Source organism: Thalassotalea euphylliae, assembly GCF_003390335.1.
Lineage (GTDB): Bacteria > Pseudomonadota > Gammaproteobacteria > Enterobacterales > Alteromonadaceae > Thalassotalea_F > Thalassotalea_F euphylliae_B.
Genome location: NZ_QUOU01000001.1, coordinates 20,302 through 42,374, shown reverse-complemented (window position 1 = coordinate 42,374; position 22,073 = coordinate 20,302). Strand labels below are relative to the sequence as shown.

The window sequence follows — 22,073 nt, the reverse complement described above, 5'->3', positions numbered from 1 at the left end:
TAATTTAAACACCGCTAACTCCCCCGATGAGGAGAACCTCTTGGATCAAAGTACTGCGCAGCAAGGCTCACTCCCGACACCCACTGGTGCCTATACCACGAATACCAGTAAGTATTACGCCCTCATACTGCTTACCATTGTTTATAGTTTCAATTTTATTGATCGACAGCTACTCGCAATTTTACAAGAAGGTATTAAAGCGGATTTAGGTTTATCTGACGGACAACTTGGCTTACTAACAGGTTTCTCGTTCGCGTTATTCTATGTGATAGCAGGTATCCCGATAGCGAAATGGGCCGATAGCGGTAATCGAAGGAATATTATCTCGATAGCAGTTTTTGTTTGGAGCTTTATGACCGCGATCAGTGGCTTTGTCCAAAACTATATTCAGTTACTGCTAGCTCGGATTGGTGTTGGTATTGGTGAAGCTGGCTGTAGTCCACCTTCCCACTCAATTATTTCTGATATTTTCCCCCGTGAATCGCGAGCAGGCGCCATTGGTTTTTACTCTACAGGGGTAAGTATTGGTATCTTGTTTGGCTTTTTACTTGGTGGCTGGTTAAACGATGTTTTTGGCTGGCGTACCGCTTTTCTCGTCGTGGGTGCCCCTGGCATTATTTTAGCGGTTATTGTGCGTTACACGCTCAAAGAACCTTTACGCGGTTTAGCTGAAAATAAAGTGATTAATGAGCAATCCCCCCCTTCATTTAAAGAAACACTCAAGTTACTCATGAGTCGCTCATCCTTTGTGCATATGGCTTTGGGCTCTGCGCTAACGGCATTTGTTGGCTATGGATTTGTTAACTGGTCGGCATCATTTATGTTGCGCAGCTACGAGATAACTACGACAGAACTAGGCGTTTGGCTAGCAATGATCATTGGTGTTGGTGGTGCTATTGGTGTTTTTGGTGGTGGCGTTCTAGCCGATAAATTAGCCAAGAAAGACGTTCGATGGTACGCCTGGCTACCGGGCATCGCCGCATTACTCGGCTTGCCTTTTTTTATAACGTTTTGCCTGACCAATGACAAATACACTGCGTTATACAGCCTCATTGTTCCTTCTGTCATGGCGAACCTGTTCCTTGGCTGTGTTGTGGCCACCACACATAGTTTAGTGGGTTTGAGAATGCGTGCTATGTCTTCCGCTATTTTCTTTTTAATATTAAATATTATCGGCTTAGGCTTAGGCCCGTCATCGATTGGCTTTCTAAGCGACATACTTTCACCAACATACGGTAGTCAATCGCTGCGCTACGCCATGCTGTATATTTTACCTGTCGTGAGTTTCTGGTCCGTATGTCACTTCTATATAGGCTCTAGAAGCTTGAAAAAAGACCTTGAAAACGCACCAGAATAAGTAGTTATTTTAATTGATATAATGAATAAACCGTCCACGAGGGCGGTTTTTTATATGGTGAAATCAAGTGGCTCTACAACGCTATTGTCACAGTACGAAGCTTTGCGCGCTAGTTTTAGCAAGAGGATCGATTTGAATTTTTATAGATTTTGTTTTGTGATCCAAAGTACTGATTACATTTAGGCATAAAAAAAGCCCGACATCTGTCGAGCTTTATTTATATGGTGGAGGGAGGTGGATTCGAACCACCGAAGGCGGAGCCGTCAGATTTACAGTCTGATCCCTTTGGCCACTCGGGAACCCCTCCAAAACGGGATTAAGCCCAGTTTTAACTGGGCTTAAAATTAAGTGCCTAGCGATGACCTACTCTCACATGGGACCTCCCACACTACCATCGGCGCAGTTGCATTTCACTTCTGAGTTCGGCATGGGGTCAGGTGGTTCTACAACGCTATTGTCGCTAGGCGAAACTTTTATTTACTGCCTTAGCAGTAAATTACAATCTGGAAAACTGTGACGTGCATGGATGCACTAATGTCGACAAGTGTCATGGATGACAGTTGTTTGTCGACGCTATATATTTTAATTCAAGTCGTACTCATGTACGTGATGTTTTGTCAGTCAAAACCATTTGGGTGTTGTATGGTTAAGCCTCACGGGCAATTAGTATCAGTTAGCTCAAGGCCTCACAACCCTTACACACCTGACCTATCAACGTCGTAGTCTCCAACGACCCTTCAGGGACCTTAAAGGCCCAGTGAGAACTCATCTCAAAGCCTGCTTCCCGCTTAGATGCTTTCAGCGGTTATCAGTTCCGAACGTAGCTACCCGGCAATGCTTCTGGCGAAACAACCGGAACACCAGAGGTTCGTCCACTCCGGTCCTCTCGTACTAGGAGCAGCCCTCTTCAATTCTCAAACGCCCACGGCAGATAGGGACCGAACTGTCTCACGACGTTCTAAACCCAGCTCGCGTACCACTTTAAATGGCGAACAGCCATACCCTTGGGACCGACTTCAGCCCCAGGATGTGATGAGCCGACATCGAGGTGCCAAACACCGCCGTCGATATGAACTCTTGGGCGGTATCAGCCTGTTATCCCCGGAGTACCTTTTATCCGTTGAGCGATGGCCCTTCCATACAGAACCACCGGATCACTATGACCTGCTTTCGCACCTGCTCGACGTGTCTGTCTCGCAGTTAAGCTGGCTTATGCCATTGCACTAACCGTACGATGTCCGACCGTACTTAGCCAACCTTCGTGCTCCTCCGTTACGCTTTGGGAGGAGACCGCCCCAGTCAAACTACCCACCAGACAGTGTCCCCAACCGAGATAATCGGCCCAGGTTAGAACATCACGCATACAAGGGTGGTATTTCAAGGTTGGCTCCACTCACACTGGCGTGCAAGTTTCAAAGCCTCCCACCTATCCTACACATGTAGGAGCAATGTTCACTGTCAAGCTATAGTAAAGGTTCACGGGGTCTTTCCGTCTAGCCGCGGGTATACGGCATCTTAACCGCAATTTCAATTTCACTGAGTCTCGGGTGGAGACAGTGTGGCCATGATTACGCCATTCGTGCAGGTCGGAACTTACCCGACAAGGAATTTCGCTACCTTAGGACCGTTATAGTTACGGCCGCCGTTTACCGGGGCTTCGATCATGAGCTTCGCAGAGCTAACCCAATCAATTAACCTTCCGGCACCGGGCAGGCGTCACACCGTATACGTCATCTTTCGATTTTGCACAGTGCTGTGTTTTTAATAAACAGTTCCAGCCACCTGGTTACTTCGACCGACCTCAGCTTAGGGAGCAAGTCCCATCACCAGAGCCGGCGTACCTTCTCCCGAAGTTACGGTACTATTTTGCCTAGTTCCTTCACCCGAGTTCTCTCAAGCGCCTTAGTATTCTCTACCTAACCACCTGTGTCGGTTTGGGGTACGGTTCCTTTATATCTATGCTTAGAAGCTTTTCCTGGAAGCAGGGCATCAACAACTTCAACGCCGTAGCGTCTCGTCTCGACTCTCAGCCTTAGAAACCCGGATTTGCCTAAGTTTCCAGCCTACAATCTTTCACATGGACAACCAACGCCATGCTTGCTTAGCCTTCTCCGTCCCTCCATCGCAATATAAAGAAGTACAGAAATATTAATCTGTTTCCCATCGACTACACCTCTCGGTCTCGCCTTAGGGGCCGACTTACCCTGCCCTGATTAACATGGGACAGGAAACCTTGGTCTTTCGGCGAGGGGGTTTTTCACCCCCTTTATCGTTACTCATGTCAGCATTCGCACTTCTGATACCTCCAGCATGCTTCTCAACACACCTTCAACGGCTTACAGAACGCTCCCCTACCACTTGAGCAAAAGCTCAAATCCGCAGCTTCGGTGCATAGTTTAGCCCCGTTACATCTTCCGCGCAGACCGACTCGACTAGTGAGCTATTACGCTTTCTTTAAAGGATGGCTGCTTCTAAGCCAACCTCCTAGCTGTCTATGCCTTTCCACATCGTTTCCCACTTAACTATGACTTTGGGACCTTAGCTGGCGGTCTGGGTTGTTTCCCTCTTCACTACGGACGTTAGCACCCATAGTGTGTCTCCCGGATAGTACTCATTGGTATTCGGAGTTTGCAAAGGGTTGGTAAGTCGGGATGACCCCCTAGCCTTAACAGTGCTCTACCCCCAATGGTATTCGTCCGAGGCTCTACCTAAATAGATTTCGGGGAGAACCAGCTATCTCCCGGCTTGATTAGCCTTTCACTCCGACCCACAGGTCATCACCGCATTTTTCAACATACGTGTGTTCGGTCCTCCAGTTGGTGTTACCCAACCTTCAACCTGCCCATGGGTAGATCGCCGGGTTTCGGGTCTATACCCTGCAACTGAACGCGCAGTTAACACTCGCTTTCGCTACGGCTCCCCTAATCGGTTAACCTTGCTACAGAATATAAGTCGCTGACCCATTATACAAAAGGTACGCAGTCACCCTAAGGCTTCCACTGCTTGTACGTATACGGTTTCAGGTTCTATTTCACTCCCCTCACAGGGGTTCTTTTCGCCTTTCCCTCACGGTACTGGTTCACTATCGGTCAGTTAGGAGTATTTAGCCTTGGAGGATGGTCCCCCCATGTTCAGTCAACATTTCACGTGTGCCGACCTACTCGATTTCACTTATGTTTGTCTTCGTGTACGGGGCTATCACCCTGTATCGCCAAGCTTTCCAGCTTGTTCCACTAACGCCCATAAGCTTAAGGGCTAATTCCCGTTCGCTCGCCGCTACTAAGGAAATCTCGGTTGATTTCTTTTCCTCGGGGTACTTAGATGTTTCAGTTCTCCCGGTTCGCCTCAATAAGCTATGTATTCACTTATTGATAGTGCCTTATGGCACTGGGTTTCCCCATTCAGAAATCCTAGGTTATAACGGTTTTTATCACCTTACCTAGGCTTATCGCAGATTAACACGTCTTTCATCGCCTCTAACTGCCAAGGCATCCACCATATACGCTTAGTCACTTAACCATACAACCCCAAATAGTTTTACTTATTTAAGTCATCAAGAGACAAGCCTTGATGCTAATGTATGACTGACATTTTCACGTACTCAATCAAATGAATGATTGGAGTATGCTTGAATTAGATTGAAATAAGATAAGGAAAAATCTTATTTCAGGTTTGATGCTTACAGCGCGACACTGTAATCATCATTCGAAATAATTAAGTTACTAATTATTTCGGGATATATATCAGCTTTCCAAATTGTTAAAGAACATTGTTTCAATAAGAAACTAAAGTTAACTGCTCAATAAGCCTTTAACTTTAACTTCTCAGTTAAGGTCATTTCTTCAATATCGTTATCAATGCAATGTGTGTGAACACTCAACATGGTGCGTTCTACGTCAAGATAAGGAGGTGATCCAACCCCAGGTTCCCCTAGGGTTACCTTGTTACGACTTCACCCCAGTCATGAATCACAAAGTGGTGACCGTCCTCCCTAAGGTTAAACTAGCCACTTCTTTTGCAACCCACTCCCATGGTGTGACGGGCGGTGTGTACAAGGCCCGGGAACGTATTCACCGCGACATTCTGATTCGCGATTACTAGCGATTCCGACTTCATGGAGTCGAGTTGCAGACTCCAATCCGGACTACGACGTACTTTCTGGGATTCGCTCCACCTCGCGGTCTTGCTGCCCTCTGTATACGCCATTGTAGCACGTGTGTAGCCCATCCCGTAAGGGCCATGATGACTTGACGTCGTCCCCACCTTCCTCCGGTTTATCACCGGCAGTCTCCTTAGAGTTCCCGACACGACTCGCTGGCAAATAAGGATAGGGGTTGCGCTCGTTGCGGGACTTAACCCAACATTTCACAACACGAGCTGACGACAGCCATGCAGCACCTGTCTCACAGTTCCCGAAGGCACGAAACTATCTCTAGTAACTTCTGTGGATGTCAAGGGATGGTAAGGTTCTTCGCGTTGCATCGAATTAAACCACATGCTCCACCGCTTGTGCGGGCCCCCGTCAATTCATTTGAGTTTTAACCTTGCGGCCGTACTCCCCAGGCGGTCAACTTAGCGCGTTAGCTACGCTACTCACGTTTCAAGAACACAAACAGCTAGTTGACATCGTTTACGGCGTGGACTACCAGGGTATCTAATCCTGTTCGCTCCCCACGCTTTCGTGCCTCAGCGTCAGTATCTGTCCAGGTGGCCGCCTTCGCCACTGATGTTCCTTCCAATCTCTACGCATTTCACCGCTACACTGGAAATTCCACCACCCTCTACAGTACTCTAGTCAAACAGTTCCAAATGCAGTTCCGAGGTTAAGCCCCGGGATTTCACATCTGGCTTATCAAACCGCCTACGCACGCTTTACGCCCAGTAATTCCGATTAACGCTCGCACCCTCCGTATTACCGCGGCTGCTGGCACGGAGTTAGCCGGTGCTTCTTCTGTCGCTAACGTCACAGCTAGCAGATATTACCTACTAACCTTTCCTCACGACTGAAAGTGCTTTACAACCCTAAGGCCTTCTTCACACACGCGGCATGGCTGCATCAGGGTTTCCCCCATTGTGCAATATTCCCCACTGCTGCCTCCCGTAGGAGTCTGGGCCGTGTCTCAGTCCCAGTGTGGCTGATCATCCTCTCAAACCAGCTAGAGATCGTCGCCATGGTAGGCCATTACCCCACCATCTAGCTAATCTCACTTGGGCTAATCTTTTGGCACGAGGTTCCGAAGAATCCCCCGCTTTGGTACTTCTCTTACGAAAAGCACATTATGCGGTATTAGCAGTCGTTTCCAACTGTTGTCCCCCACCAAAAGGCATATTCCCAAGCATTACTCACCCGTCCGCCGCTCGACGCCAAAGGAGCAAGCTCCTCTTCGTTTCCGCTCGACTTGCATGTGTTAAGCCTGCCGCCAGCGTTCAATCTGAGCCATGATCAAACTCTTCAATTAAAATCGTTTGTGATGACCTTCTGTTAGGAAAGACATCGGCTCAATGAATTCTGTACAAATAAAACTTATATATTAAGTAGTTTTTGCATGAGTTCACTGAGTTAATTTTGGCAAACCTAAGTTTGCTTATTTGTAAAATCAACATCATGTGAATGCTCACACAAATTGCATGATAACTAATTGTTAAAGATGCCTACACGAAGTAGGTATACCGAACCGTTCATGGATGAACGTTTTGTTCGGTGCGAGTTAACAATCGCATTCGTTGTTAAACCGCTTACTCTCTCGTTGAGAGCGGATGCGCATTCTACGCTTCCTAGTTTTGATGTCAACAACTTTTTGAAAAAATCTTTAATTCATTTTTCTAAGTTATCTGACCGGTTTACTTAGCAAACTTACTAACTAAACTTATCAAAACACTTCGTTGGGCTGTCCCGTGGAAGTGGATGCGCATTTTAGAGATTTTTAGCTGGGCGTCAACACCTTTTTGAAAGTTTTTTGATATTTTTATTTATTCGGTTTATTTTTGTACAAACCACGTATTTATTGAGCAAAAACACCTAGATTACCCCAAATCTATCTATTCCAACTCGCATTAACGCTAAGTTAGGAGACAATCGTAAAAACATAAATTTATCCAGGCTAATTCCTTCTCAAAAGAGCAACTACTTATTTAGTTTTGCTTTTTTGCTACTATTGTTGGTAAATATGTTTTCTAAATACGAGTTTGCCATGCCGTTATCAATCAGATCATATAAAGGTGTTACCCCTAACATTGATAGTACTTGCTATATAGATGAGAGTTCAGTGTTAGTTGGTGATGTTACCATCGCAGCGGATGCCAGTATTTGGCCTATGGTTGCTGCACGCGGTGATGTAAATACTATTAGCATAGGTGAAAGAACGAATGTGCAAGACGGGACGATTTTACATGTCACGCGAAAAAGTGCCCGAAACCCCGAAGGTTTTCCACTTGTTATTGGTGATGATGTCACTATAGGTCATCAGTGCATGCTTCACGGTTGCCAGCTAGGTAATCGCATACTTGTCGGAATGGGAGCGATTATTATGGATGGTGCGGTGGTACAAGATGATGTGTTTATTGGCGCAGGCACATTAGTACCTCCCAATAAAACACTAGAAAGTGGTTATTTATATGTTGGTAACCCAATGAAGAAAGCACGACCGTTAACAGAAGCTGAAATTGTTTTTCTAAAACAGTCAGCGATTAACTACGTTGAATTAAAGGATGATTACTTAAAAGAGAGCGTTTAATTAGCTCTCTTCTTTTTATAGGTTTAAGAATGAATTACCGTTAGCTTAACTTAATATGTATTTCATTCGACTCTAGCTCGTTATCTTCAAACCACATTTCTGCAATTTCTTCTAAATCGTAACGAGTACAGCTGCTGATCTCGTCGAGTTTTGACAATGAATATGAGTGAAAATAGATAGTCACCAGTTGCCCTGCCACCATCCCTGACATTTGCCAACAGTCTTTATCAGCGTTAAATGCTAAGTCATCATTAAATAATATCGATTGATTCATATAAGGTATTCGCCTTTTGTGCTTCGAGTTTAGCTAGTAAGCTCAGCTCGAAGCATAGTCAAAACAGGCTCTTTAGCCGGCTCAACCCCGCGCCAAACTCTAAAGCTTTCTGCAGCCTGACCCACTAGCATTCCAAGACCATCAACAATTGTCGTGGCACCATGCTCTGCTGCCCAAGTGAGAAAACAGGTTGGTTTATCTTGGTACACCATATCGTAAGCAAAACACCCTGCAGAGAAAATACTGGGGGGCACTGGCGGTAATTCCCCCGTTAAACTGGTAGAGCTGGAATTGATAATCACATCAAAGCTATGCTTCGCTGCCAACTCAGTTATAGATAATGCATGAATATTGCCAAACGCTTGAAACTTGTCTGCAAGCAATTCTGCTTTTTCATGGGTGCGATTAACAATAATCAAAAGCTCTGGCTGGCAATCAAGTAACGGCTTAATGACACCGCGCGCAGCCCCACCAGCACCGATTAATAGCACCTTTTTGTTGAGCTTAGCGCCATTTGCTAACAGATCATTAACTAAACCCGCGCCATCAGTATTGTCACCAGATATTGTTCCGTCGCTGTGGAATGTAAGTGTATTAACGGCACCTGCGAGTTTTGCTCGTTCGGAAAGCTGCCCGGCTAGCTTATATGCTTGTTGTTTAAATGGCATGGTGATATTGCAGCCTTTTCCACCCGCAGCGACGAATTGCTGAATACCCTTTTCAAAGTTATCAGGTCCAGGGTCTATTGCTGTATATTCGATATTTTGCTGCGTACTCTCAGCGAACTTTTGGTGAATTTGGGGCGACTTAGATTGGGTGATCGGGTGGCCAAAAACGGCATATTTATCCATTGGCGAGTTAATTCCTGATAACAAGCATTAGTTTTCAGGCATTAAAGAACGTTTTCGAGTCGCTGACAAGTAGCTTTTGTGTGTACTTATGCGGAATGGATTTAATATATGCTCTAGAAGCTCTCAAAAACAAAAAAGCCGCACTTAGTTACCCAAGTGCGGCTAGCCAAGTTCAACAGAGATTAGAACTTGTAACCAATCATTAGCGAGTAAACCATAGGGTCAATATCTACGCTAACTTTACCTGGTACTGCACCGCCAACCGCTGTGAATGAACCATCAGTGTCGATGTCAATGTAACGTGCTGAAGCATTGATTGACCAGTGCTCATCAATTAAGTAGTCAACACCAATTTGTGCACTCAAACCAAGTGAGTTATCTAAATCTAGATCGTTAACATCTAAGTTTGGACGCGGAGCATCAAGCAGCGTCTCACCAAGGCCAACAATTTCAGGGCTGTTAGCACCTTGTAATGCTGAGTTGAAATCTTCTTCAAAGAAAATAGTGTAGTTAATACCAACACCAACGTAAGGCTTGAAGTTTGAGTTAGTATCAAAATAGTAAAGTGCACTTAATGTTGGTGGTAAGTGCTTAGTTTCACCCAAGTTAGTAGAGCCTGCACCCGTATGAACAGTGATGTCATGTTTAAATGGTGTTGCTGCTAATAATTCTAACGCCCAGTTTGAATCTAGAAAGTAAACGAAGTTCAAACCTAGTTGTGTATCATCTTCAACAGATGCAGAAATAGGACCTGCACCTAAGTTTACAGTTTGGTCAGCAGCAAAGATTGTTGCTTTATCGCTGCTTGGATCAACCATAGTTGCACCACCACGTACAACGATGTCGCCAGCTTGATAACCAGCTGCCAATGCACCAAATGTCATTGAAGATAAAACCGCTAGAGTAATAATGCTTTTTTTCATGAGAGTCTTCCCCTTAAATAATTGACGCTAGTCTACTGATATCCTAGTCGGCAAAAGTTGATTTACCTCAAGGTTCTTCCCTCAGATCGAGTAAAGAAAGCCATTAGCAGAATAAATAATGATCTAAATCAATAAATCAGCGGGAGCTAAATTTGAAAGGAAGAAAAATAGAGTAAGAAAAAAGAACAATGCAGCTTAGTTTACCAAGCTAAGCTGCACATTAAGCAGGTTCTTTTAGGCTAGCCAGTCTCTCGGTACGAGAAATTCATTTAGCCTAGCCTCGTCACTTCCTGCTGCGGCTTGGTAGTTATACTCCCAACGAGCCAGTGGTGGCATAGACATCAAGATCGATTCGGTACGACCACCAGACTGCAAACCAAATAAGGTTCCACGGTCAAACACCAAGTTAAATTCGACATAGCGACCACGGCGATACAACTGGAATTGGCGCTCACGCTCACCATAAGGTGTAGCCTTGCGCTTGCCGATAATTGGTGTGTAAGCGTCGATATAGCCTTGACCAACCGCTTTTACATAATCGAAACACGTTGCGAAGCCCCAATCGTTGAGATCATCAAAGAACAAGCCACCAACACCGCGAGTTTCGTCTCTGTGTTTCAAGTAAAAGTAATCATCGCACCACTTTTTGTGCTCAGCATAAACGCTGTCACCAAAAGGTTGACATAAATCATGTGCTGTTTGGTGCCAGTGCAATACATCTTCTTCAAATGGATAAAAAGGCGTTAAATCAAAGCCACCACCAAACCACCATACCGGCTCCTCGCCTTCTTTTTCAGCAATAAAAAAGCGAACATTAGCATGCGATGTTGGGATATAAGGATTTTTAGGGTGGATAACCAATGAAACGCCACAAGCCTGCCAACTACGGCCAGCAAGTTCAGGTCGATGTGCTGTCGCTGAAGGAGGTAGTTTGTCGCCAGCAACAAGCGAGAAGTTCACCCCACCCTGCTCAATTACTGCGCCATCAGTCAACACGCGCGTGCGGCCACCGCCTCCCTCGGCTCGCGTCCAATTGTCTTCAACAAATTGACCCGTGCCGTCTGCTTGTTCTAGCGCCTGACAAATTGCGTCTTGTAGCGATTTAAAATAGTCGACCACTAGGTCGATGTTGATATCACTCATGATCGGAATATTTCTCCAGTTAAACCATCAATAATTGTCGATGGCTGCTCGAAACCTAAGGTTTCACCTTTAATTACATAGTCCAAGTGCTCAGCTAACGCTTGCTCGACTTCTTGCCAAGTCTTACACGGAGGGTGTCCCGATAAATTTGCACTGGTAGAAACGATTGGCTTGTTCGTTTTATTACACAAGGCAACAACATCTGGCTGGCTCGTAATTCGAACCGCCAGTGTCGAAAACTTGCCGGTTAACCAAGCGGGTGTTGAAGGTAAACAAGGAAGTACTTGGGTGATGCCGTCAGGCCAGCGCGATAAAACAGCAAATCGCTTATCTTGAGGAATTTTACTATCGTCAATATAAGGTAAAAATTGCGAATAATTACTTGCCAGTAAAATTAACCCTTTTTCGATCGGACGCTGCTTTATTGCCAATAACTTTTGCACAGCTTGTTCGTTGTCGGGATCGCAACCTAAGCCAAACACAGCTTCGGTTGGATATGCTATAACGCCGCCGCTTTCAAACGCCTCTACAGCTGAAGTCATTTACACTCGGACTCTTGTTTATATAAAGAGCGCTATTATAGCTAGTTGTTAACGAGAATACAGGGCCGTAACCAAAGGCCCTTTCTGACCAGTACTAAAATTCCTAACCAAACAGCGAACGTACCTTTTCCCGTAAAACAAATTTCTGAATTTTTCCCGTCGACGTTTTTGGCAACTCACTAAACACGACACTGCGCGGTACTTTGAAATGCGCCATATGTTCACGGCAGAAACTGATGACTTCATCCTCTGACAAGACATAGTCAGCTTTGAGCGTAACGAACGCACAAGGAGACTCGCCCCAAGTGTCGTCCGCTCTTGCGACAACAGCAGCTTCTAAAATCGCCGGATGTTGGTACAACACGCCTTCGAGTTCAACTGACGAGATATTTTCTCCGCCTGAAATAATGATATCTTTTGAGCGATCGCGGATTTCGATAAAACCATCAGGATGTTTGACGGCAAGATCACCAGAATGGAACCAACCATGTGCAAACGCTTGTTCGGTTGCCGTTTCGTTTTTCAAATACCCTCTCATGGTGGTGTTGCCACGAAACATGATCTCGCCAATCGTTTCCGCATCCGCTGGCACAGGTAACATGGTTTCGGGGTCTAGCACATCAACGGCTTCTTGGGTGGGATATCGGACGCCCTGTCTAGCTTTTAATGCGGCGCGTTCATCGCTGTCTTTGTCATCCCATTCCGATTTCCATTCGCTGGCCACACAAGGGCCGTAAACTTCGGTTAAACCGTAAGTCTGGGTAATCTCAAAGCCAAGCGTTTCCATCCCTTTAATGACTGCTGCTGGCGGTGGTGCGCCAGCCGTCATCACCTTTATACCGCGCGGAATGGATTGCAGTAGTGATGACTCAGCATTCATGATGGTATTGAGGACAATGGGCGCACCACAAAAATGACTCACCTGATGCTCGTTCATCTTAGCGACAATACTGTTAACTTCCACATGCCGCAAACACACTTGAGTGCCACCCACAGCAACTATTGACCAAGGAAAACACCAACCATTGCAGTGAAACATGGGTAGCGTCCACAAGTACACGGGGACATCGGATAACGACCAGACTAAGGCATTGCCAATCGCATTAAGATAGGCTCCACGATGCGAATAAACCACTCCTTTGGGATTGCCTGTAGTACCAGACGTGTAATTTAACGCCAGCGCTTGCCATTCGTCGGTAATCAAATGTAGATCAAAAACATCGTCACCTTCATTCAGCAAAGTATCAAAATCGAGTTCACCAATTCGTGCGGTTGCTTGAGTGCATTCAGGGTCGACAATATCAATCACTAAAGGTTGACGAGACGATAGCGCAAGTGCCGTTTTCATGACCTCAGCGTAGGCCATATCAACCAGTAAAACATCACACTCTCCATGATCTAGAATAAACGCTAGCGCTTGGGCATCAAGTCGGGTGTTAAGGGAATTAAGCACAGCCCCAGTCATAGGTACAGCGTAGTGCGCTTCAATAAACGCAGGAATATTGGCTGCCATAACGGCAACCGTATCACCCTTTTTCACCCCGCGTTTCACTAATGCACTGGCAAAGCGATTAACCTCAATTTGAAAACGTTGGTAGCTTATGTGCTCCTTGCCATGAATAATCGCTATTCTTTCGGGGAAAGTATCAGCAGTGCGTTTCAAAAAATTAATTGGCGTAAGTGGCACATAGTTCGCCTGACATTGATCTAAACCATGCTCAAAAATATTCATAGTGCCCTCTATTGAATCGTTGAATATTCCACCAGCTTATCAAACCTAAAAGTTAATGAAATTCTCCTTTAGTCTAATACTAAAATTGTCCGCTTGGTCAGGAATTTAGCGGTCAAAAGATGGTTTTCGATGATTCCGTAATGTGAAAAACGGGGGTATAATGCGCGACCATTCGCTAGGTTATAAAACCTACAATATTTCAGTTTAACTCAAGGGCGGTTTAGCAATGAAAGTCGGTATTATCATGGGGTCAAAATCGGATTGGCCAACGATGCAGCATGCGGCGGAAATGTTGGATTTATTTGGTGTGCCATACGAAACGAAGGTTGTGTCAGCGCATCGTACTCCTCACTTGCTCGCCGAATATGCGGAGTCAGCAAAAGATCGCGGGATTAAAGTCATTATTGCTGGTGCTGGTGGTGCCGCACATTTGCCCGGTATGACAGCCGCATATACTAGCTTACCCGTGCTTGGTGTTCCGGTTCAATCGAAAGCACTAAGTGGCCAAGACTCATTACTTTCTATTGTGCAAATGCCGAAAGGCATCGCAGTTGGTACTTTAGCCATTGGCAATGCGGGCGCTGCAAATTCAGGGCTTCTAGCGGCACAAATTATTGGCACCCATGACGAGAAAGTGATGGCGGCTGTTGAAAAATTCCGCACCGAGCAAACTGAAACGATTTTAGCTAATCCAAACCCTGCAGAGTAATGTGATGAACGTACTTATTTTAGGTGCAGGGCAATTGGCGCGTATGATGTCGCTTGCCAGCAAGCCTTTAAATATCCAAGTGCGCGCTTACGATGTTGGCGCTAATAGTGTAGTTGACCCATTAAATCCGGAAGTGAGTTATGGCGACCTTAACTCAGGCATTGCATTCGCCAATGTGATCACCGCTGAATTTGAGCACATCACTCATGATGTATTAGCCCAGTGTGAAGCCAGCGGTAAGTTAAAACCGAGTAGCCGCGCGATTAAAACAGGTGGCGATCGTCGCTTGGAAAAGGCACTACTTGATAAAGCGGGCGCTGACAACGCCAAGCACCAAATCATCGAAAATAAAGCTGACTTCGACCACGCCCTGCAAACATTAGCATTGCCGCTAATTCTCAAGAGTGCCCTTGAAGGGTACGATGGCAAAGGCCAGTGGCGATTAAAAGAAACAGACCAAGCGGATGAGATTTGGGCTGATATTGAGGCCTTTTTCCACGGCAGTAAAAGCACAGTAAAACAGGCGGTAATTGCCGAGCAAATGGTGTCTTTTGAGCGCGAAGTCTCCTTAGTCGGCATGCGTGATATCAAGGGGAACACCAAAGTATACCCGCTCACAGAAAACCATCACACAGATGGCGTACTTACCGTGTCTATTGCTCTAAACGACAATGCGGCGCTACAAGCACAAGCTCAGCAAATGTTCGATAGCATTGCCAATACGCTTGACTACGTGGGTGTGTTAGCGATTGAGTTTTTCCAAGTAGGTGATCAACTGCTGGTGAATGAAATTGCTCCGCGCGTTCACAATTCAGGGCATTGGACACAGCAAGGCGCCGATACTTGTCAATTTGAAAATCACATGCGCGCAGTATGTGGCTTGCCTTTAGGCAGTGGTGAGTTAGTTCGACCAACTGCGATGATCAATATTCTGGGTGAAGACAGCGTACCCAATGCGATTTTAGATATTCCGAGTGTCAGCTTGCATTGGTATGGTAAAACCAAACGTGCGGGTCGCAAAATGGGTCACATTAACTTGTCAGCAGCCACTAATCAGGCCTTATTCGAACGGCTAGAAAAAGTCGCAATGCTATTGCCTGCACAGGCATTTAGCGATATTCAAGAGTACGCGCAGAAGCTAGTAAATAAAGGCTAACCGCCAAGTGCTAATCTATTCACTTTGCGTTGACTGAAAATGACCGCATTTTTTGTCAGCGCATTGTAGTTTCTCCCCTGCCGCCATTTGGCGTCGTAGCAACAAGGCAAAGCCACACTGCTGGCACTCACCAGCAACCGGTTCATGGTTCACCGCAAACTTACATTTTGGATAATTGTCACAGGGGTAAAAGGTTTTTCCGTAGCGGGTTGTTTTTGCGGTTAACTGGCCTTTTTGGCAACTTGGGCAACTCACCTTGTTTTCTGGCTCTGCTTCATGGTGTTCATGCTCAATATGGTGACAGGCAGGAAAATTAGTACAGCCAATAAACATGCCATAACGCCCCTGCTTGACCGCCAGTTCATGACCACATTCTGGACACTGCGACCCAGCTAGCACTTTGTCTTCAACTTTTTCGTGCTCAACAACGGGACGCGTATATTGGCATTTAGGGTAGCTATTGCAACCAATAAAAGCGCCTGCTCTACCGCGTTTGATGCTGAGCTCACTGCCACAGTCTGGGCAGACACCATAGGCTTGCTCTAAGGCGTGCTCGTGTTGGCTGAAAAGAGGATCATTAGATTGTGACATAGCAATACAAGCGCCGTAAGCAACAAAGTCAGATGAGTGTTATGGCTATTATGCCACAGCTAGTCAGCTGGGATCACCCTACCCAAAATCGGATAGTTATGACGTTCACCGCCCAAGTGAGCGAACGTCAGTGGCTTTTATCAGCTGCGCTCAGTGAAGTGGGCCGTCTGGACGCTCATCAAAGATGAGGTCTTCCATTTGCGAATAAGCTTTTTCACGCCCCGGTACATTAAACAGTACCATCAGCACCACCCACTTTAAGTCATCTAAATAAAAGTCTTTAGTGTCGAGCTCCATGATGCGATCGATCACCATCTCTCGGGTTGTTACATCAAGTAAATTAACCTGCTCCAGGAACAGTAAAAAACCACGACACTCAGTATCTAGGCGCTGCATTTCTTGTGCAGTATAAATACGAGTAGAAGGGCCACATAGGCGAGTTAAATAAGGGTGAGCATCATTGTTCTGCAAATCAGCCAGTTTTTCTAACCAGCTAAGTGCTTTGTATATTTCATCTTGATGAAAGCCAGCGCGCGTCAGTTCATCGGTTAGCTCGTCATGGTCAACCATGATTTCGGCTTCGGAGTGAATATAATTCTCAAAAAGGTACATAAGAATGTCGAACATAATTACCCCCTATGTAATCGAAGATAGCCTCCAGGTACCGCAGATACCAGACCACTAAGCTCAAGCATTGTCAGCCGGGTTAATACTTCGTCTGTTGGAAGTTTGCTCCGGGAAACCACCATGTCTACGGGGGTGATTTCATAATCCACACTAGCTAACAATGCATCGTTTAACAACCCCTGTTGATGAGTTTTTACAATTTTTTCATCAACCTGAATAACATGACCGGACGAGCCAGGAATAACTAACTCCTCGATGATGTCGGCGGCACAGTCAATTAATTTAGCACCTTGTTTAATTAACTGATGACAACCTTTTGCCATGGGGTTAAGCGGGGACCCCGGTACTGCGAACACTTCTCGATTTTGCTCAAGTGCGCTTTTGGCCGTTACTAGCGAGCCACTTTTAACTTCTGCTTCGACGACAACAGTCCCTAAGCTCAAGCCACTAATAATGCGATTTCGACGCGGAAAATGCCCCGGTTTAGCAACCGTGCCAGGCATAAACTCAGTGACAATCACTCCGCCCTGTTCAATCATATTACGGGCTAACAGCTTATGACGAGCAGGATAGACTTTATCAATCCCCGTGGCGATAACTGCAACCGTGTTTTGCCGTGCATGTAATGCCCCTTGATGAGCCGCAGCATCAACCCCTAATGCCAGACCGCTGGTGATAGTCAACACACTCGACAGCTCACTCGCTAACTGACTTGCATATTCGCGACCCGCTTGAGTTGCGGCGCGGCTACCCACAATGGCAATTTGTGGGGTATTCAATATTGTTTTATCGCCCTTTGCCCAGAGTACCAGTGGTGGGTCGTAAATTTGCGCAAGCAAACTTGGGTAAGCGGGATCAGAATATGTCACTATCTGACTCTTGGCTTGATCACTCTTAGCAATGATATCGGCAATAGCTTGCCAGTCTGGCGCCGCAATAGCGTTTGCTTGGTTTTTGCTAAGCCCGAATGCTTGCAGTTGTGCAGCCTTGTAACTAAACAGCTTGGTTAAGCCGTGCTCCTTTACGAGTGCTATCTTGCGATGAGCCGCCAAGCGCGGCACTAATTTTAGCGCCAGCCATAACTGAATGTCGTCCTTATCCAAAGCAACCTCCCTGTGCCTTATCGTTTTAGACTACCTAATCACTTTATCCATTTTCGTTCACTGAGCTTATTTCGCCAGCCAATAACGAGTAACCCACTAGCAGCATACGTGACAAAAACAAAAAAGGCATACCACTATAGTTATAGCTGGTATGCCTTTATTTTCAATCAGTTGTAACGATTTAAGGTTTAGGTGCGGCGACGATATCCAGTAAACGGGCAGGTTTTGAGGTACGTAAAATCAATGCCATTGACGCTTGATCATAAACCTTAAACACCATGACTTCGCCAAGTGGCTCTTCTGGCATATCATACTCGGCCTCACCACCACTGGTTAATCGATCCCAGCGAGAAGCTGTTGCTTTGTATTGTGGGCCGTCTTTCGTTTCGACCACGGCTGGGCTCTGACGTTGAATCGACAAGACATCACCCACTTTTACTGCGTGCTCGCTGCCGCGGTTGATCATCACCACTTCAAGTTTACCAAACTCTCTACCATCGGTTGCTGACTTCACAATTACACCACGGAGCGAAGGGTCAGCACTTTGCATCGTAAAGAATGAAGGAAGTAGCTGCCCCTCGTTTATCGGCAGTACTAAATTACCTGAGCGAATTTCACGATTGGCAGAATTAACCAACATGGTACTTGGACGGCGCTCTGCCATATTGCCTGCGCGAACAACTTGTGCCGTGCCGGTAAGCTTTACATTATAGCCAAGTGACTTATCCGTTTCTGGGTCGATGATTTCTTCATCAACGTAGTACATAGCGTAGGACTTACCCGGGATGAGGTCATCATTCACATAAACTTTAAACCCGTCCATACTCGACTTGTAACCTTCATCGCTACCAATCACATAAGGTAGGGTGTCAACTTGCGCTTGGGTGAGTAAATGATCGTATTGAATATATGGCGCAATTACGTGCAGCGGTAACGTTGCTACTGGCTCTTTCTTCGCTTGTTTGCGCAGTTTGGGCGACAGCTTGATTGTTGGCTTCTCACGCGGCGTAATTTCGACAGGTGGTGCAGTGGCTTCTTCAACAATTAACTGAGGCTCACCTTGCTCGTCATAAACTAGACGCAGCACATCGCCAGGGTAAATAAGGTGTGGATTATCAATTTCAGGATTTAGCCGCCATAACTTTGGCCACAACCAAGGTTGTTCTAGAAAGATTGAAGAAATGTCCCATAGCGTGTCTCCCTTCTCAACGATGTAAGTCGTAGGCGCCTCTTTGTTTAACTCAAGTACATTGGCAACCGCAAGCCATGGCAAAGTGAAGAATGTTGCTGAGAGTATAATTTTTTTTATCATGCTACTCTTGTCCATTTTATACAAAAACTTCAAACCACTATTATTAATGTTATTTAATGGCTAAAATTGAAACATAACATCCTAGCCTAATTATCGCTATTTATTTGTAAAAATTATGACCGTTTTATCCGTTTTACGCTTTCCTGATGAGAGATTGCGCACCAAAGCCGAGCCTGTAACCCAAGTTAATGATGAGATTAGAAAAATTGTCGATGACATGTTCGAAACCATGTATGACGAAAATGGCGTTGGCCTAGCTGCCACCCAAGTGAATATTCATCAGCGTATTGTTGTGATGGATTGCAGCGAAGACAAAAGCGACCCACTCACGCTAATCAACCCTGAAATCATCAAAAAAAGCGATGAAACCTTTGTTAACGAAGAAGGCTGTTTATCGGTACCGGGTTGTTACGCCAAAGTCACACGCCACGAACAAGTTACCGTAAAAGCGCTGGATCGCAACGGTAACGAGTTTACGCGTGATGCCGATGAGCTGCTCAGTATTTGTATTCAACACGAACTTGACCATTTAGCTGGCGTGTTGTTTGTTGATTACTTATCACCGCTAAAACGCAAACGCATTCAAACTAAGCTTGAAAAAGAAGCTCGCAGCGCCGCCAAAGCTTAATCTAACCTCGCTAATTTAAGGTAAGCCATTGACTACTCCTCTTAATATCGTTTTCGCCGGAACGCCGGATTTTGCTGCCCAGCATTTACAAGCGCTGATCGACTCAGAGCACCATGTGATTGCCGCCTACTGCCCGCCAGACAAGCCCGCCGGTCGAGGCAAAAAATTAACGGCCTGTGCCACTAAAGTACTGGCACAGTCGCATGATATTCCGGTTTATCAACCCAATAATTTCAAGGAAGTACAAGACCAGCTTGACTTAAAAGCACTAAATGCTGATGTGATGGTCGTCGTGGCCTACGGATTATTGCTACCAAAAGTGATTTTAGACGCACCGCGATTAGGATGTATCAATGTGCACGGCTCATTACTGCCCAAGTGGCGAGGTGCCGCCCCGATCCAGCGCTCGCTAGAAGCAGGCGACACTGAAACTGGTGTAACGATTATGCAAATGGATGAAGGCTTAGATACCGGCGATATGATTTTAAAAGCTAGCTGCCCTATCTTGCCGACAGATACCAGTGCGAGCCTGTATGAAAAATTAGCAGCGCTAGGTCCGCAAGCCTTGGTTGACACCTTAGCCTTGATGGCCGCTGGCGATTATCCCCGTGAAGAGCAAGACAACGAACAAGCCACTTATGCCGCCAAGCTAGATAAAGCGCAAGCGGAAATTAATTGGCAACAAAGTGCACGCGACATTGATTTAAAGCGCCGCGCCTACTTCCCTTGGCCCGGTTGCCATATCAATCTGGTTGATCAAGAAGGTAAATCGCACACAGTCAAAGTGCACCAAGCCAGTGAAATTGAGCAAGATGTTAGCGCATTATCAGCGGGGGAAATTATAAGCGCAGACAAAACAGGCATTGTTGTCGCCACGAGTGAAAACGCTTATCGCTTAGAGGTGTTGCAACTACCGGGCAAGAAGCCACTCCCTGTACAAGACGTACTCAATGGCCGCGCCGAATGGTTTGTCGCAGGACAATCAATTACCGGCAGCGGGCAAGGTAACTAACCCAAATGAGCGCCAATATTAGAGCACAAAGCGCCAAAGTCTGTTTTGCCGTTGTTGAACAAGGCCGCAGTTTAGCCGAAGAAGTACCGTTAAAAGCAGCCAAGCTTGAAGGTAAAGATAAAGGCTTACTGCAAGAGCTTTGTTACGGCGTATTGCGCCACTTACCAGAGCTAGAAAATGATGTCCGCCAGTTTTTAGCCAAGCCCTTAAAAGGCAAACAGCGCGTTTGTCACTTTTTAATTTTGGTCGGCATTTACCAGCTTAAATACACCCGTATCCCCGACCACGCAGCGCTCAATGAAACCGTAGCCTCGACGGCAAAATTAAAAAGTGGCCATCTGAAAAATTTGGTGAATGGCGTGCTAAGAAACTTTCAGCGACAGCATCAAAATTCAGATAAAGAAGAAAAAGCAGAAGTGAGTACAAACTCACTTCCCGAGCCTGTTTATTACAACCACCCTAGCTGGTTTATTAAATTGGTTAAAGCCGCTTATCCAGAGCAATGGTCGACGATTTTAACCGCTAATATGCAGCGCCCGCCGATGTGGTTACGAGCCAATGTTAGCCAGCAGTCTAGCGATGAGTATCAGCAACAATTGGCAAAGCTCGACATTAATGTTGCAGCAATCGAGCCTAACACTCATGCCGTTAAGCTAGATCAAGCAATAGAGGTTAATAAACTGCCAAACTTCAGCGCTGGGGCAGCGTCAGTGCAAGATGCTGCGGCGCAGCAATCAGCTCGATTATTGGATTGTCAGCCTGGCGATCACGTACTCGATTGCTGTGCGGCACCTGGCGGTAAAACTTGTCACCTGATAGAGCAGACACCAGAGGTTGCCAGTGTAACGGCACTTGATGTCGATGAGCGTCGGCTGGCGCGCGTACAAGAAAACCTTGAGCGCATCGGCTTAGCCGCAAAATTGCAGTGTGGCGATGCGACTAAGCCAGAGTCATGGTGGGATGGCACGCTATACGATCGCATTTTGCTCGACGCGCCGTGCTCTGCAACAGGCGTCATTAGACGCCACCCAGATATTAAGTGGTTGCGCAAGGCCGATGATATTGCGGCACTTGCCCAGCTACAGGCGCAGATACTGAGAAAAATGTGGTCATTACTCAAGCCCGGTGGTACTTTGCTATACGCCACTTGCAGCGTGTTACCACAAGAGAACAGTCAGCAGATTGCGCAATTTCTTGCCTCGCAAAATGACGCGCAATTGGTTGATTTGCCCGAATATCAAGGCAACATCGGTTGGCAGATTTTGCCAGGTGAACAAGATATGGACGGTTTTTACTACGCCAAATTGGTCAAAAGCGCAGGTTAGATAAGCACAATAGCAGCAGAGCTGCCGACCATCGACAGCAGCAAAGAATAGTAA

17 protein-coding genes, 1 tRNA gene and 3 rRNA genes are annotated in these 22,073 nt (G+C 46.1%); 7 read left to right on the top strand and 14 right to left on the bottom strand.

Annotation, left to right across the window (positions count from 1 at the left end; all coding sequences use genetic code 11):
• Window positions 1-40 precede the first annotated feature (40 nt).
• Window positions 41-1,357: a spinster family MFS transporter gene (locus DXX93_RS00175; protein ID WP_116006282.1), complete on the top strand. Its 1,317-nt coding sequence runs from the start codon at window positions 41-43 to the stop codon at window positions 1,355-1,357.
• Between the two features lie 222 nt (window positions 1,358-1,579).
• Here the strand turns inward: DXX93_RS00175 and DXX93_RS00170 are convergent.
• The 4 genes from DXX93_RS00170 to DXX93_RS00155 form a co-directional block, all read right to left on the bottom strand.
• Window positions 1,580-1,664, bottom strand: a tRNA-Tyr gene (locus DXX93_RS00170).
• Window positions 1,665-1,707: 43 nt separating this feature from the next.
• Window positions 1,708-1,822, bottom strand: a 5S ribosomal RNA gene (gene rrf / locus DXX93_RS00165).
• Between the two features lie 177 nt (window positions 1,823-1,999).
• A 23S ribosomal RNA gene (locus DXX93_RS00160) occupies window positions 2,000-4,876 on the bottom strand.
• Window positions 4,877-5,259: 383 nt separating this feature from the next.
• Window positions 5,260-6,816 (bottom strand): 16S ribosomal RNA (locus DXX93_RS00155).
• Together the 16S, 23S and 5S rRNA genes with 1 tRNA gene alongside form the textbook arrangement of a ribosomal RNA operon.
• A gap of 732 nt (window positions 6,817-7,548) precedes the next feature.
• On the opposite strand from DXX93_RS00155, the gene DXX93_RS00150 reads away from it, so the two are divergent.
• Window positions 7,549-8,091, top strand: coding sequence for a gamma carbonic anhydrase family protein (locus DXX93_RS00150; RefSeq protein ID WP_116009775.1), 543 nt, complete (start codon window positions 7,549-7,551; stop codon window positions 8,089-8,091).
• A 40-nt stretch (window positions 8,092-8,131) separates the two neighbouring features.
• On the opposite strand, the gene DXX93_RS00145 is transcribed toward DXX93_RS00150, so the two are convergent.
• From DXX93_RS00145 to DXX93_RS00120, 6 genes are all read right to left on the bottom strand, one after another.
• Complete coding sequence (locus tag DXX93_RS00145) at window positions 8,132-8,365, bottom strand: hypothetical protein (protein ID WP_116006281.1); 234 nt, start codon at window positions 8,363-8,365, stop codon at window positions 8,132-8,134.
• Between the two features lie 29 nt (window positions 8,366-8,394).
• On the bottom strand, window positions 8,395-9,216 hold the full coding sequence (gene aroE / locus DXX93_RS00140) for a shikimate dehydrogenase (protein WP_181902093.1): 822 nt from the start codon (window positions 9,214-9,216) through the stop codon (window positions 8,395-8,397).
• 182 nt (window positions 9,217-9,398) lie between these two features.
• Entirely contained in the window at window positions 9,399-10,139 is a 741-nt protein-coding gene (locus tag DXX93_RS00135) for an OmpW/AlkL family protein (protein WP_116006280.1), read from the bottom strand.
• Window positions 10,140-10,373: 234 nt separating this feature from the next.
• Window positions 10,374-11,282 carry an oxygen-dependent coproporphyrinogen oxidase gene (gene hemF / locus DXX93_RS00130; RefSeq protein ID WP_116006279.1) on the bottom strand — a complete coding sequence of 303 codons (909 nt, stop codon included), beginning with the start codon at window positions 11,280-11,282 and terminating at the stop codon, window positions 10,374-10,376.
• Entirely contained in the window at window positions 11,279-11,824 is a 546-nt protein-coding gene (locus DXX93_RS00125) for an L-threonylcarbamoyladenylate synthase (RefSeq protein ID WP_116006278.1), read from the bottom strand. Before DXX93_RS00125 ends, hemF begins: the two co-directional genes overlap by 4 nt.
• A gap of 103 nt (window positions 11,825-11,927) precedes the next feature.
• Entirely contained in the window at window positions 11,928-13,556 is a 1,629-nt protein-coding gene (locus DXX93_RS00120; RefSeq protein ID WP_116006277.1) for an acyl-CoA synthetase, read from the bottom strand.
• Between the two features lie 226 nt (window positions 13,557-13,782).
• Between DXX93_RS00120 and purE the strand changes: the two genes are divergently transcribed.
• Entirely contained in the window at window positions 13,783-14,265 is a 483-nt protein-coding gene (gene purE, locus DXX93_RS00115; RefSeq protein WP_116006276.1) for a 5-(carboxyamino)imidazole ribonucleotide mutase, read from the top strand.
• Between the two features lie 4 nt (window positions 14,266-14,269).
• Window positions 14,270-15,421, top strand: a complete 1,152-nt coding sequence (locus tag DXX93_RS00110) for a 5-(carboxyamino)imidazole ribonucleotide synthase (RefSeq protein ID WP_116006275.1) — start codon at window positions 14,270-14,272, stop codon at window positions 15,419-15,421.
• A gap of 15 nt (window positions 15,422-15,436) precedes the next feature.
• Here the strand turns inward: DXX93_RS00110 and DXX93_RS00105 are convergent, their stop codons facing one another.
• From DXX93_RS00105 to DXX93_RS00090, 4 genes are all read right to left on the bottom strand, one after another.
• Window positions 15,437-16,012: a DNA topoisomerase family protein gene (locus DXX93_RS00105; RefSeq protein WP_116006274.1), complete on the bottom strand. Its 576-nt coding sequence runs from the start codon at window positions 16,010-16,012 to the stop codon at window positions 15,437-15,439.
• A gap of 150 nt (window positions 16,013-16,162) precedes the next feature.
• Window positions 16,163-16,639, bottom strand: coding sequence for a DUF494 family protein (locus DXX93_RS00100; protein WP_116006273.1), 477 nt, complete (start codon window positions 16,637-16,639; stop codon window positions 16,163-16,165).
• Between the two features lie 2 nt (window positions 16,640-16,641).
• A complete protein-coding gene (gene dprA / locus DXX93_RS00095) occupies window positions 16,642-17,742 on the bottom strand; it encodes a DNA-processing protein DprA (protein ID WP_116006272.1) in 1,101 nt (366 codons plus the stop codon).
• A gap of 181 nt (window positions 17,743-17,923) precedes the next feature.
• Window positions 17,924-19,054, bottom strand: coding sequence for a LysM peptidoglycan-binding domain-containing protein (locus DXX93_RS00090; protein ID WP_116006271.1), 1,131 nt, complete (start codon window positions 19,052-19,054; stop codon window positions 17,924-17,926).
• Window positions 19,055-19,169: 115 nt separating this feature from the next.
• On the opposite strand from DXX93_RS00090, the gene def reads away from it, so the two are divergent.
• From def to rsmB, 3 genes are read left to right on the top strand one after another with little or no spacing between them, the layout of a single operon-like run.
• Window positions 19,170-19,682, top strand: coding sequence for a peptide deformylase (def, locus tag DXX93_RS00085; RefSeq protein WP_116006270.1), 513 nt, complete (start codon window positions 19,170-19,172; stop codon window positions 19,680-19,682).
• 28 nt (window positions 19,683-19,710) lie between these two features.
• Window positions 19,711-20,694 (top strand): methionyl-tRNA formyltransferase, encoded by a 984-nt coding sequence (fmt, locus tag DXX93_RS00080; RefSeq protein ID WP_116006269.1) that lies wholly within the window; start codon window positions 19,711-19,713, stop codon window positions 20,692-20,694.
• A 5-nt stretch (window positions 20,695-20,699) separates the two neighbouring features.
• Window positions 20,700-22,019, top strand: a complete 1,320-nt coding sequence (rsmB, locus tag DXX93_RS00075; RefSeq protein WP_116006268.1) for a 16S rRNA (cytosine(967)-C(5))-methyltransferase RsmB — start codon at window positions 20,700-20,702, stop codon at window positions 22,017-22,019.
• Window positions 22,020-22,073 lie beyond the last annotated feature (54 nt).